The following is a 12,526-nucleotide window of genomic DNA, read 5'->3' on the forward strand; positions in this document are numbered from 1 at the left end:
AGCCGGAGCCCCTGTACCCATGGGGACACACCAGCCCGAGGAGCGCCCCGAATGAGCCTGACCCTGAGGACCATCAGTCGCGAGCAGCATCTGGCCTACATCCAGAGCCTGCCGGCGGCGAGTCACATGCAGGTCCCGGCATGGGCGGACGTCAAGGCGGAATGGCGCTCGGAGAACCTCGGCTGGTTCGACGACCGGACCGGTGAGCTCGTCGGTGCGGGTCTCGTGCTGTACCGGCAGCTTCCCAAGATCAAGCGTTACCTCGCCTACCTCCCCGAGGGCCCGGTCATCAACTGGTTCGCGCCGAACCTCCAGGACTGGATGGAGCCGATGCTGGCGCACCTCAAGCAGCAGGGCGCCTTCTCCGTGAAGATGGGCCCGCCGGTGATCATCCGGCGCTGGGACGCGACGTCGATCAAGAAGGGCATCCAGGACCCGGACGTCAAGCGGCTGCGGGACATAGAGGCGGACCACATCGAGCCGCGCGCGTTCGAAGTGGCCGACAAACTGCGCCGCATGGGCTGGCAGCAGGGCGAGGACGGCGGCGCCGGCTTCGGCGACGTGCAGCCCCGTTACGTCTTCCAGGTGCCGTTGGCCAACCGCTCCCTGGAAGAGGTCCACAAGAACTTCAACCAGCTGTGGCGCCGCAACATCAAGAAGGCCGAGAAGGCCGGTGTCGAGGTCGTCCAGGGCGGCTACCACGACCTGGAGGAGTGGCAGCGCCTGTACGAGATCACGGCCGTGCGCGACCACTTCCGGCCGCGCCCGCTGTCGTACTTCCAGCGCATGTGGGCGGCCCTCAACAACGAGGACCCCAACCGCATGCGGCTGTACTTCGCCCGGCACAACGGGGTCAACCTGTCGGCGGCGACCATGCTGGTCGTCGGCGGACACGTCTGGTACTCCTACGGCGCCTCCGACAACATCGGTCGCGAGGTCCGGCCGTCGAACGCCATGCAGTGGGCCATGCTCCGCGACTCCTACGCGCTGGGCGCCACCGTCTACGACCTGCGCGGCATCTCCGACTCCCTGGACGAGAGCGACCACCTCTTCGGCCTGATCCAGTTCAAGGTGGGTACGGGCGGTCAGGCGGCCGAGTACCTCGGCGAGTGGGACTTCCCGCTGAACAAGCTGCTCCACAAGGCGCTCGACATCTACATGTCGCGCCGCTGACCGCACCGCCCATCCCCGATCCGCACCTCTGACAGCCACGAGAAAGGTTCCAGGTCCGGCCATGGCGCTCACGCTCTACGTCGACACCGCGCGCTGGCGGGCGCACCACAAGCACGTGCAGGAGCAGTTCCCCGGACTGGTCCCGGTCTGCAAGGGCAACGGCTACGGGTTCGGTCACGAGCGGCTGGCGGAGGAGGCCACGCGGCTGGGCTCGGACGTGCTGGCCGTCGGCACCACCTACGAGGCCGCCCGGATCAAGGACTTCTTCGGCGGCGACCTGCTGGTCCTCACGCCGTACCGCCGCGGTGAGGAGCCCGTTCCGCTGCCCGACCGGGTCGTGCGCTCGGTGTCGTCCATCGACGGGGTGTACGGCCTGGTGGGCGCGCGCGTGGTCATCGAGGTGATGTCCTCGATGAAGCGGCACGGCATCAGCGAGCAGGACCTGCCGCAGCTGCACGCCGCCATAGAGAACGTCCGGCTGGAGGGCTTCGCCATCCACCTGCCGCTGGACCGTACCGACGGCTCGGACGCCGTCGAGGAGGTCATCGGCTGGATGGACCGGCTGCGCGCGGCCCGGCTGCCGCTGCACACCATGTTCGTCAGCCATCTCAAGGCCGACGAACTGGCCCGGCTCCAGCAGCAGTTCCCGCAGACCCGCTTCCGCGCCCGGATCGGCACCCGGCTGTGGCTGGGTGACCACGAGGCCACCGAGTACCGCGGGGCGGTCCTGGACGTCACGCGCGTCGCCAAGGGCGAGCGGTTCGGCTACCGGCAGCAGAAGGCCGCCTCGGACGGCTTCCTGGTGGTCGTGGCGGGCGGTACGTCGCACGGGGTGGGGCTGGAGGCCCCGAAGGCGCTGCACGGCGTCATGCCGCGTGCCAAGGGGGTCGCCCGGGCCGGCCTCGCCACGGTCAACCGGAATCTCTCGCCGTTCGTCTGGAGCGGCAAGCAGCGCTGGTTCGCGGAACCGCCGCACATGCAGGTGTCGATCCTGTTCGTTCCCTCGGACGCGTCGGAGCCCCAGGTGGGTGACGAACTGGTGGCCCACCTTCGGCACACCACCACGCAGTTCGACCGCATCCTCGATCGCTAGCGAGCAGGCTCCGCCGACGAGAGGGCCGTACACGACGTCCTTGTGATCCTCGTGTACGGCCCTTCACCCGCTCGCTCAGGCCGAACCGTTCGGCTGCCGGCCCTTGCCCCAGTGCACCTGGGGCCCCTCGAAGTGGGCCGTGGGCCGCTCGGTCCGAGCCGCGGGGCCCAGGACGAAGACGTCCTCCGCACCGTCCAGCACACCGCCCGACGGGTCGTCGTCACCCGTCCGCCGGACCGGGTCCCGGTCCGGCATCAGGATGTCGCGCACGACCATGGCGCAGAGGAACAGCGTTCCCAGCAGGTGCAGGCCGATGGCCCAGTGGTAGCCGTCCGTGGGCAATCCCTTGTGGGCGTCCCCACTGGTCGTGTACGCGAGGTACATCCAGATACCGAGGAAGTAGGCGACCTCGCACGCCTGCCAGATCAGGAAGTCCCGCCACTTCGGCCGGGCCAGCGCGGCCAGCGGCACCAGCCAGAGCACGTACTGCGGTGAGTAGACCTTGTTGGTGAGGATGAACGCCGCGACGATCAGGAAGGCGAGCTGGGCGAACCGCGGGCGCCGAGGGGCGGTCAGCGTGAGCGCCGCGACGGCGCCGCAGCACAGCAGCATCAGAAGCGTGGCGAGGGTGTTGACGGTCTCGGTGCTGGGCGGGTTGTCGGAGTTCTGGACGAGGATCAGCCAGAAGGACCCGAAGTCCACGCCCCGTTCCTGGCTGAACGTGTAGAACTTCGACCAGCCGTCGAAGGCGAAGAGCATCACCGGCAGGTTCACCACCAGCCAGGCGCCGGCCGCACCCCCCAGCGCAGTGGCGAACGCCCGCCATTTGCCCGCACGCCAGCACAGGACGAGCAGGGGCCCGAGGATGAGGAAGGGATAGAGCTTGGCGGCCGTGGCCAGGCCCAGCAGCACACCGAAGGCCAGCGGACGCTCCCGGGACCACATGAGGACGGCGGCGGCCGTCAGGGCGACGGCCAGCAGGTCCCAGTTGACGGTGGCGGTCAGCGCGAAGGCGGGGGCCAGGGCGACCAGCAGACCGTCCCAGGGGCGCCGGGTGTGTGTGCGGGTCACGCACACGGCGATCACGGCCGCACAGACCATGAGCATCCCGGCGTTGACCATCCAGTACCACTGTTCCTGGTGCTGGATGCTGCCGCTGCCCGGCGTGAGCCAGGACGCGACCTCCATGAACAGGCCGGTCAGCACGGGGTACTCCAGGTACTCCATGTCGCCGGGGAGCTTGTCGAAGTACGGCACGAGCCCGTCGACGAAACCGCGGCCCTGGTAGAGGTGCGGGATGTCCGAGTAGCACGCGTGCGTGTACTGGGAGCTGGCTCCGAAGAACCAGGCCCCGTTGTAGCAGGGTGCCTTCTGGACCAGTCCGAGGGCGAACATGCCGATCGCCACCAGCGCGATCACTCGGACGGGGGTCCACCAGGACGTACCGAGCAGGGCACGTCGTCCCAGCGGGCCGCCGATCAGCTCACTGCCGGCTGCGGCGACCGGGTCCTCCGTGGTCGGCCGCACCGGGTCCGGCTCGTGCACGCTCGCTGGCGTCGATTCTGCACTGGGCATGGGGCACATCCTGCCGTACGAGGCTGAGAACACGACGGGGCCGCCGCACCCTCGTGGATGCGGCGGCCCCTGTTTCACGTGGAACGTGCGGGCGTTTCACGTGAAACACCCCTGCTCGGGACCTTTCGGCTAGCCGTTCGTGCCCCAGATGGTGTTTCCACGCGTGTTTCCGCCGCCGTCGCCCTCTCCTTCTGTCGCGGTGGCCGAGGGAGAAGGCGATTCACTCCCCTCGGAACCGCCCGGCCCATTGCCTCCGTTGGCGTTGCCGCCGTTGTTCCCGTTGCCGCAGTTGATGTCCCAGAAATCGCAGGACTCGGTCGGCGCGGGAGGCGAGGGGCTGGTCTGCGTGTCGCTGGGCGACGGGGACGGCGACGGGCTGACTTCCTCGGTCTCGGAAGCGGACGGAGAGGGGGAGGGAGTCGGAGTCGGCGACGGGGCGTCGTTGATGACCTCACCGATGGGCTCCGGCTTCGGGAACTTCTCCACCTTCATGCCCTTGACCGCATCGGACATGTAGTCCTGCCAGATCGTGGACGGGAAGGAGGCACCGTGGATCTTCTTCTCGCCACCGGTCCCGAACATCTCCAGGAACGTTCGGTCCTTGATGGACTCGTCGTCCGGGTAGCGGTACATGCTGATCGCCGTCGACAGCTGCGGGGTGTAGCCGACGAACCAGGCGGACTTGTTGCCGTCGGTGGTACCGGTCTTGCCGGCCACCTCACGGCCGGGCAACTGGGCGTTGGAGCCCGTTCCCTTCTCGACGACGGTCTTCAGGACGTCCGTCACGTTGTCCGCGACCTTGGCCGTGTACGCCTGCTTCTCCTCGACCTTGTGCGTGTAGAGCGTGCCGTCCTTGTTCGTCACCTTCGTGACGGAGTACGGCTCGCGCTGCTTGCCGCTGTCGGCGAAGGTGGCGTACGCGCCCGCCATGCGGATGGCGCTGGGGTCCGAGACACCGATGGAGAAGGACGGGTAGCCGGCGCCGGCCAGGCTGTCCTCCAGGAGTCCCGCGTCTTCGGCGGACTCCTTCACCTTGTCCAGACCGACGTCCATGCCGAGCTGCACGAAGGCGGAGTTCACCGACTCCCGCATCGCCTCACGAAGGTCGATCATGTAGTCCGGCGGGTCACCGACGTTGTCCTGACCGTCGTTCTCCTGACGCCACTGCTCCCCCTTCTCGTTCTCCCAGATCGACCCGTCATAGTTATTGATCTTCAGGTCGTTCTTGCCGCTGTAGAGGCTCTTGGGGGAGACGACGGTGCGCTCGTCCTGGGCCTGGACCGGGCCGAGGTCCGGGTCGCGCACGCCCCACTTCATCGCGGCCGCGAGCACGAACGGCTTGAACGTCGAACCGACCTGGGCACCGGTCACGTCGGCGTTGTTGGTGAAGTGCTTGGTGGCGTCCTGGCCACCGTAGATGGCCTTGATGGCCCCGGTCCTGGTGTCGATGGACGCCCCGCCGAACTGGACGTGCGTGTCCTTCTCGGGCCGCTTCTTGGGGTCGATCTTCTCCTTGTAGACCTTCTGGACCGCCTTCTCCATCTCGTCGACCTTCTTCTTGTCGAAGGTCGTGTAGATCGAGTAGCCGCCCTTCTCCAGCTGCTGCTCCGTCACCGCGCCGCTCCTGACCACGGAGGCCTTGGCGAGCCTGACGAGGTAGCCGATCTGGCCGCCCAGCTTCGCGTTCGACTGCGGGTTCTGCGTGGTGGGGAGCTCGGTGTACTTGGCCCGATCCGCCTGGCTCAGATGCCCGTACTCCACCATCTTGTCGAGGGTGTCCTGCATCTGGGACTGGGCCCGCTTCTTGTTGGCGTCGGGCGTGGCCGCCGGGTCGATCGCGATCGAGCCCGCCGGGTCGTAGTAGGTGGCGCCCTTGAGCACCGCCGACAGGAAGGCGCACTGTCCCGGGTTGAGGTCGACGGCGTCGACGTTGAAGTACGCCCGGGCGGCCGCCTGGATGCCGTAGGCACCGCGGCCGTAGTAGGCGGAGTTGAGGTAGCCCTCGAGGATCTTGTCCTTCGGCTCCTCGGCTCCGACCTTGATCGAGACGAAGATCTCCTTGACCTTGCGGGAGATCGTCTGCGACTGGTCGTTCAGCATCGCGTTCTTGACGTACTGCTGGGTGATGGTGGAGCCACCCTGGGTGTCCCCGCCCTTGGCCATGTTGAACACGGCGCGGGCGATGCCCTTGGGATCGATGCCGCTGTCGGAGTAGAACGTCTTGTTCTCCTGCGAGATGACGGCATAGCGCATCGCCTTGGGAATCTGCGAGAGATTGACGCTCTGGCGGTTGCGGTCACCGCCCGTGGCCACCATCTGGGTGTTGTCGGCCCAGTAGTAGACGTTGTTCTGCGCGGTGGCACTCTCGTCGATGACGGGAACGCTCACCATGGCGTACGCGATGCCGGCGGCGCCGACCAGGCAGCCGAAGAACGCGATGCACAGCCCGGAGACGAGCCTCCAGGAGGGCACCCAGCGCTGCCACCCGTCCTTGTTGTGGCGCGGGTAGTCGATCATGCGCTTCTTGCCGGGCGCCGCGGCCCGGCCCCGCCCGGGCCCCGCCGGACCGCCGGGCGCCCCTCGCCGGCCGCCGCGGCCCGGCTCGGCCGCTCTGCGACGGCCGCCCCCGTTCCGCTGTGCCGCGCGCCGGGCCTCGGCGCGGCTCCCGTACGCACTCTCCTCGTTCTCCGGACCGTACGAGCCGGACGGAGACCCTGTGGCGCCTCGCGGTGCCGCACGGCGGCCGGAGGACGAACCGGACTGACCGCGTCGGGCCGCGGCACGTCCGCCTCCCTGCGGCGGCGGCGGTTTGCGACGGTGCTCGCTCATCGAACGACTACTCCTCGGGCAGGCGCACCTTTGCGCGCCTGGTAAAGGCGGCTGGTTTCCGGTCCCCCCGAAGTACGGATGCGGCCCCTTCCGCATTCACCCGTACTGCACCGGGGACAGGGACGCCCCCAGACGTCACTCGGTTCCCGGTGGTTTGCATGGCGCACACACTACGCACCGTCAAAACCCCCGCGGCCCGAAGTTCACCTCAAATCAGGCAACTTGCTCGCGATGAAACCCTGATGTGACCCCGTTCACCAGTTCCCCTCTTGTCGCACGCAGAAGCTCGTTCTATCGTGCTGATGTATCGACTCGATACATCAGCACGGCATAAGGGCGAGAGGAGGCGACGATGAGCCGGAGATCCGGCATCCTCGAGTTCGCCGTACTCGGCCTGCTCCGCGAGTCCCCGATGCACGGCTACGAGCTGCGTAAACGGCTCAACACGTCACTGGGTGTGTTCCGGGCGTTCAGCTACGGAACGCTCTATCCCTGCCTCAAGACGCTGGTCGCCAACGGCTGGTTGATCGAGGAACCGGGGAACGTCGGCGAGGCCGCCGCTTCCCTCACGGGACGCCGCGCCAAGATCGTCTACCGGTTGACGGCCGACGGTAAGGAACATTTCGAGCAGCTCCTCTCCCAGGCCGGCCCGGACGCGTACGACGACGAGACCTTCGCCGCCCGCTTCGCGTTCTTCGGGCAGACGTCGCGAGACGTACGCATGCGCGTGCTCGAGGGTCGGCGCAGTCGGCTGGAGGAGCGCCTGGAGAAGATGCGGGCCTCACTGGCCCGCACCCGGGAGCGACTCGACGACTACACGCTTGAGCTGCAGCGCCACGGAATGGAGTCCGTGGAGCGCGAAGTGCGCTGGCTGAACGAGCTCATCGAGAGCGAGCGGGCGGGGCGGGACCTCAGAGGTTCCGCCGCCGAGGGGACCGCTCAACAGGACACGACATCTGGAGCGACGGGCGGCCTGCCCCGGCCGGGAGACGACTCCCGGCCGGATACGCCCGGCGACACCGCCACGTGAGCGCCCAGTCAGGGCCTCACTCGTACACACAGGGAGCAACCGGAATGGGTTCGGTTCGCGTAGCCATCGTCGGTGTGGGCAACTGCGCCGCATCGCTGGTGCAGGGCGTCGAGTACTACAAGGACGCCGACCCGGCGGCCAAGGTCCCCGGCCTGATGCACGTCCAGTTCGGCGACTACCACGTCAGTGACATCGAGTTCGTCGCCGCCTTCGACGTGGACGCCAAGAAGGTCGGCCTGGATCTCGCGGACGCCATCGGCGCCTCCGAGAACAACACCATCAAGATCTGCGACGTGCCGAACAGCGGCGTCCAGGTCCAGCGCGGCCACACGCACGACGGTCTCGGCAAGTACTACCGCCAGACCATCGAGGAGTCCGCCGAGGCGCCGGTCGACATCGTCCAGATCCTCAAGGACAAGCAGGTCGACGTTCTGGTCTGCTACCTGCCCGTCGGTTCCGAGGCCGCGGCGAAGTACTACGCCCAGTGCGCCATCGACGCCAAGGTCGCCTTCGTCAACGCCCTCCCGGTCTTCATCGCCGGCACCAAGGAGTGGGCGGACAAGTTCACCGAGGCGGGCGTCCCGATCGTCGGCGACGACATCAAGTCGCAGGTCGGCGCCACCATCACGCACCGCGTCATGGCGAAGCTGTTCGAGGACCGGGGCGTCGTCCTGGACCGCACGATGCAGCTGAACGTCGGCGGCAACATGGACTTCAAGAACATGCTCGAGCGTGAGCGCCTGGAGTCCAAGAAGATCTCCAAGACGCAGGCCGTCACCTCCCAGATCCCCGACCGCGACCTGGGTGCGGACAACGTCCACATCGGCCCGTCGGACTACGTCGCCTGGCTGGACGACCGCAAGTGGGCCTACGTCCGCCTCGAGGGCCGCGCCTTCGGTGACGTCCCGCTGAACCTGGAGTACAAGCTCGAGGTCTGGGACTCCCCGAACTCGGCCGGTGTCATCATCGACGCCCTGCGCGCCGCGAAGATCGCCAAGGACCGCGGCATCGGCGGCCCGATCCTGTCCGCGTCGAGCTACTTCATGAAGTCCCCGCCGGTCCAGTACTTCGACGACGAGGCCCGCGCCAACGTCGAGAAGTTCATCGCGGGTGAGGTCGAGCGCTGATCAGCCGCTGACCCCGGTCTGTCGAGGGTCCCCGGGTCGCATGACCCGGGGACCCTTCCCGTATGTGAGGCTGTGCCCCATGGCCGTCGTCCGTGACCTGCGCGTCCTGCTGCGCCTGAAGGGGTTCCGGCGCCTGCTCGCCGTTCGCCTGCTCTCCCAGGGCGCCGACGGCGTCTACCAGGTCGCACTCGCCACCTACGTCGTGTTCTCCCCGGAGAAGCAGACCTCGCCCGCCGCGATCGCCTCCGCGATGGCGGTCCTGCTGCTCCCGTACTCCCTGGTGGGCCCGTTCGCCGGTGTGCTGCTGGACCGCTGGCGCCGCCGCCAGGTCTTCCTGTACGGCAACCTGCTGCGCGCCGCGCTGGCCTCGGTGACGGCGGCTTTGATGATCGCCTCCGTCCCCGACTGGCTCTTCTACGTGTCGGCACTCTGCGTCACGGCCGTCAACCGCTTCGTGCTCGCGGGCCTGTCCGCCGCACTGCCACGGGTGGTCGACGCCGAACGCCTGGTGATCGCCAACTCGCTCTCCCCGACGGCCGGCACCCTGGCCGCCACGGCAGGCGGCGGCCTCGCCTTCGTCGTACGCCTCGTGGTCTCGGACTCCGACGCCGCCGTGGTGCTGCTCGGCGCCGGCCTCTATCTGTGCGGAGCCCTGGCGTCGCTGCGGATCGCCGTGGAACTGCTGGGCCCCGACCGGGCACTCGGGCCGCCCAGGCTGACCTCGGCGCTCAACGGCACCGCCCGCGACCTGGTGGCGGGCGTGCGTCACCTCGCCGCCCCCGCCCGCCGGGAAGCGGCCTGGGCACTCGCGGCCATGACGCTGATGCGGTTCTGCTATGGCGCCCTGCTGGTCATGCTGCTGATGCTGTGCCGGTACTCCCTGACTTCGGACACGGACGAGGGACTCGCCCTGCTGGGGCTGGCACTGGGGGTCTCCGGGGCGGGCTTCTTCGCGGCGGCGGTGGTCACCCCCTGGGCGGCGGGACGACTGGGGCCCGGCCGCTGGATGGCCGTGTGCGCGGCGGTCGCCACCGTGCTGGTGCCGGCACTGGGCCTGCCGTTCGCAGCGGCGCCCCTGCTCGCTGCCGCGTTCGTGCTGGGCCTGACGACACAGGGGGCGAAGATCGCGACCGACACGGTCGTGCAGTCCTCGGTCGACGACACCTTCCGGGGCCGGATCTTCTCCGTCTACGACGTGCTGTTCAACGTGGCCTTCGTCGGCGCGGCCGGGGTGGCCGCGCTCATGCTGCCGCCGGACGGCCGGTCGGTGCCGCTGGTCGTGACGGTCGCCGCGATCTACGGAGTGGTTGCGGCAGCTATGGCCCGGTTTGAGAGCCGGCAAGTGTCACATCAGTGACACAGAGCCCCACCGGACTACAGAGTTGTCAGTGGGACCCGGTAGCTTACGTGCGTCTTATCTCGCGGCATGTCCGCGACACGCACCTATTTCAGGGGGACCCCCAGTGACCACCCAGCCGCCGCCCCAGGGCAACCCGTTCGCGCAGAACCAGCCGCAGGCTCCGCAGCAGCCTCAGGGTCAGAACCCCTACGCCCAGGGGCAGCCGGGCTTCCCGCAGCAGGCCGGCCAGCCCGGTCAGCCCGGTTTCCCGCAGCAGGGCGCGCCGTACGCCCCGGTGCCGCCGCAGCCGGCCCGCCGCAAGCCGAGCTTCAAGACGATCAAGAACATCGTCATCGCGGTGGTCGTCGTGGGTGTCGCGGTCGGCGGTTACATCGCCAGCCGGGACGACGCCGACCAGGCCGGCGTGGGTGACTGCCTGAAGTCCGCGTCGTCGTCCTCGGACCGCATGGAGGTCGTGGACTGCTCCTCCTCGGACGCCGAGGGCAAGGTGCTGTCGAAGGTGAAGGGCCACTTCACGTCGGTGACCGCCGAGACGGAGTGCCGGAAGGTCGACGGAGCCACCGGCTTCTACGCCGAAACCGGCGACGGTGAAGAGTTCCTGCTCTGCCTCGGCGAGGCCTGAGGCACAGACCACTCTCCGTGTTCTGCTTCACGGTCATGTTTCACGTGAAACATGACCCGCGGGCGGCACGTTTCACGTGAAACGTGCCGCCCGTTCTCATGCGTTGTCCGGGTGCTGAGCCCACCATTCCTTCAGTGCTGCCACCGCCGCGTCGTGCTCCATCGGCCCGTTCTCCAGGCGAAGCTCCAGCAGGTGCTTGTATGCCTGCCCGACGGCCGGCCCAGGACGAACACCGAGGACCTCCATGATCTGGTTGCCGTCGAGGTCCGGGCGGATCGCGTCGAGCTCCTCCTGCTCCTGAAGCTGCGCGATCCGATCCTCCAGACCGTCGTACGCACGGGAGAGGGCCGAAGCCTTGCGTTTGTTGCGCGTCGTGCAGTCCGACCGCGTCAGTTTGTGAAGTCGGTCGAGCAGCGGCCCGGCGTCCCGGACGTAGCGGCGGACCGCGGAGTCCGTCCACTCGCCCGTGCCGTAGCCATGGAAGCGCAGATGCAGCTCGACCAGGCGTGAGACGTCCCTCACCAGGTCGTTGGAGTACTTGAGCGCGATCATGCGCTTCTTCGTCATCTTGGCCCCGACCACCTCGTGGTGATGGAACGAGACCCTGCCGTCCTTCTCGAAGCGGCGGGTGCGGGGCTTGCCGATGTCGTGCAGCAGGGCGGCCAGACGAAGGGTCAGGTCCGGTCCTTCGCTCTCCAGGGCCATCGCCTGCTCCAGGACGATGAGGGTGTGGTCGTAGACGTCCTTGTGCCGGTGGTGCTCGTCACGCTCCAGCCGCAGGGCCGGCAGCTCGGGCAGGACCCGCTCGGCTAGACCCGTCTCCACCAGCAGGCTCAGTCCCTTGCGCGGGTGAGGAGAGAGGATGAGCTTGTTCAGCTCGTCCCGGACCCGCTCCGCGGAAACGATGTCGATGCGCCCGGCCATGTCGTGCATGGCCTTGACCACCTCCGGCGCCACCTCGAAGTCGAGCTGCGCGGCGAAGCGCGCGGCCCGCATCATCCTCAGCGGGTCGTCCGAGAAGGAGTCCTCGGGGGTACCCGGAGTGCGCAGCACACGGGCCGCGAGGTCGTCGAGTCCGCCGTGCGGGTCGATGAACACCTTCTCCGGAAGCGCGACGGCCATCGCGTTCACCGTGAAGTCACGCCGGACGAGATCCTCCTCGATGGAGTCGCCGTAGGACACCTCGGGCTTGCGCGAGGTGCGGTCGTACGCCTCCGAGCGGTAGGTGGTCACCTCGATCTGCCAGCCGTCCTTCTGCCCCCCGACCGTGCCGAAGGCGATCCCGACCTCCCAGACCGCGTCCGCCCAGGGACGCATGATCTTCAGAACGTCCTGGGGGCGGGCGTCGGTGGTGAAGTCCAGATCGTTGCCGAGCCGCCCGAGCAGGGCGTCCCGGACCGAGCCGCCGACCAGCGCGAGTGAGAACCCGGCCTCCTGGAAACGGCGGGCGAGATCGTCGGCGACGGGGGCGACCCGCAGCGGCTCACGCGCCGCGCGGTGCTGCTCCTGGCTCAGGACACTGGGGCTGACTTCGTTGGCGTTCGGCACAACAAAACAGGGTACGTGGCCTTGGCGGAGACGGGCGCCCCATGGAGCGCGCACCGAATCCCCCGCTTTCGTACCGCTCCCTTTATAGGCGCACATAGGGGGAAGCCCGGCCCTGGCAGCGGATCTTGTGACGTAGTCCGCGGCACTTCCCCTCGGCGCACCTCGTTAC

9 protein-coding genes are annotated in these 12,526 nt (G+C 68.3%); 6 read left to right on the top strand and 3 right to left on the bottom strand.

All coding sequences use genetic code 11. The annotated features are described in order from the left end of the window. Positions 1-51: 51 nt before the first annotated feature. Positions 52-1,173 (top strand): peptidoglycan bridge formation glycyltransferase FemX, encoded by a 1,122-nt coding sequence (gene femX, locus R2E43_RS18905; RefSeq protein WP_011029302.1) that lies wholly within the window; start codon positions 52-54, stop codon positions 1,171-1,173. Between the two features lie 61 nt (positions 1,174-1,234). Then, a complete protein-coding gene (locus R2E43_RS18910) occupies positions 1,235-2,266 on the top strand; it encodes an alanine racemase (RefSeq protein WP_003975028.1) in 1,032 nt (343 codons plus the stop codon). Between the two features lie 75 nt (positions 2,267-2,341). On the opposite strand, the gene R2E43_RS18915 is transcribed toward R2E43_RS18910, so the two are convergent. Then, on the bottom strand, positions 2,342-3,850 hold the full coding sequence (locus R2E43_RS18915; RefSeq protein ID WP_011029301.1) for a glycosyltransferase family 87 protein: 1,509 nt from the start codon (positions 3,848-3,850) through the stop codon (positions 2,342-2,344). A 120-nt stretch (positions 3,851-3,970) separates the two neighbouring features. After that, positions 3,971-6,358, bottom strand: coding sequence for a transglycosylase domain-containing protein (locus R2E43_RS18920; RefSeq protein ID WP_003975030.1), 2,388 nt, complete (start codon positions 6,356-6,358; stop codon positions 3,971-3,973). Positions 6,359-7,022: 664 nt separating this feature from the next. Between R2E43_RS18920 and R2E43_RS18925 the strand changes: the two genes are divergently transcribed. The 4 genes from R2E43_RS18925 to R2E43_RS18940 all read left to right on the top strand — a co-directional run bounded on the left by R2E43_RS18925 (position 7,023) and on the right by R2E43_RS18940 (position 10,809). Next, positions 7,023-7,700, top strand: coding sequence for a PadR family transcriptional regulator (locus R2E43_RS18925; RefSeq protein WP_003975031.1), 678 nt, complete (start codon positions 7,023-7,025; stop codon positions 7,698-7,700). Between the two features lie 44 nt (positions 7,701-7,744). Further along, entirely contained in the window at positions 7,745-8,827 is a 1,083-nt protein-coding gene (locus R2E43_RS18930; protein ID WP_003975032.1) for an inositol-3-phosphate synthase, read from the top strand. A 79-nt stretch (positions 8,828-8,906) separates the two neighbouring features. Next, positions 8,907-10,184, top strand: coding sequence for an MFS transporter (locus R2E43_RS18935; protein WP_011029300.1), 1,278 nt, complete (start codon positions 8,907-8,909; stop codon positions 10,182-10,184). A 31-nt stretch (positions 10,185-10,215) separates the two neighbouring features. Further along, positions 10,216-10,809, top strand: coding sequence for an LppU/SCO3897 family protein (locus tag R2E43_RS18940; RefSeq protein ID WP_003975034.1), 594 nt, complete (start codon positions 10,216-10,218; stop codon positions 10,807-10,809). Between the two features lie 96 nt (positions 10,810-10,905). On the opposite strand, the gene R2E43_RS18945 is transcribed toward R2E43_RS18940, so the two are convergent. After that, entirely contained in the window at positions 10,906-12,357 is a 1,452-nt protein-coding gene (locus tag R2E43_RS18945) for a CCA tRNA nucleotidyltransferase (protein ID WP_003975035.1), read from the bottom strand. Between the last annotated feature and the right edge of the window lie 169 nt (positions 12,358-12,526).

The sequence above is a fragment of the Streptomyces violaceoruber genome (genome assembly GCF_033406955.1).
Lineage (GTDB): Bacteria > Actinomycetota > Actinomycetes > Streptomycetales > Streptomycetaceae > Streptomyces > Streptomyces violaceoruber.

Bases quoted from the DNA above. Each gene is read 5' to 3' on its own strand.
- femX (WP_011029302.1), top strand. From the start codon at position 52: ATGAGCCTGACCCTGAGGACCATCAGTCGCGAGCAGCATCTGGCCTAC.
- R2E43_RS18920 (WP_003975030.1), bottom strand. From the start codon at position 6,358: ATGATCGACTACCCGCGCCACAACAAGGACGGGTGGCAGCGCTGGGTG.
- R2E43_RS18935 (WP_011029300.1), top strand. From the start codon at position 8,907: ATGGCCGTCGTCCGTGACCTGCGCGTCCTGCTGCGCCTGAAGGGGTTC.
- R2E43_RS18910 (WP_003975028.1), top strand. From the start codon at position 1,235: ATGGCGCTCACGCTCTACGTCGACACCGCGCGCTGGCGGGCGCACCAC.
- R2E43_RS18915 (WP_011029301.1), bottom strand. From the start codon at position 3,850: ATGTGCCCCATGCCCAGTGCAGAATCGACGCCAGCGAGCGTGCACGAG.
- R2E43_RS18930 (WP_003975032.1), top strand. From the start codon at position 7,745: ATGGGTTCGGTTCGCGTAGCCATCGTCGGTGTGGGCAACTGCGCCGCA.
- R2E43_RS18925 (WP_003975031.1), top strand. From the start codon at position 7,023: ATGAGCCGGAGATCCGGCATCCTCGAGTTCGCCGTACTCGGCCTGCTC.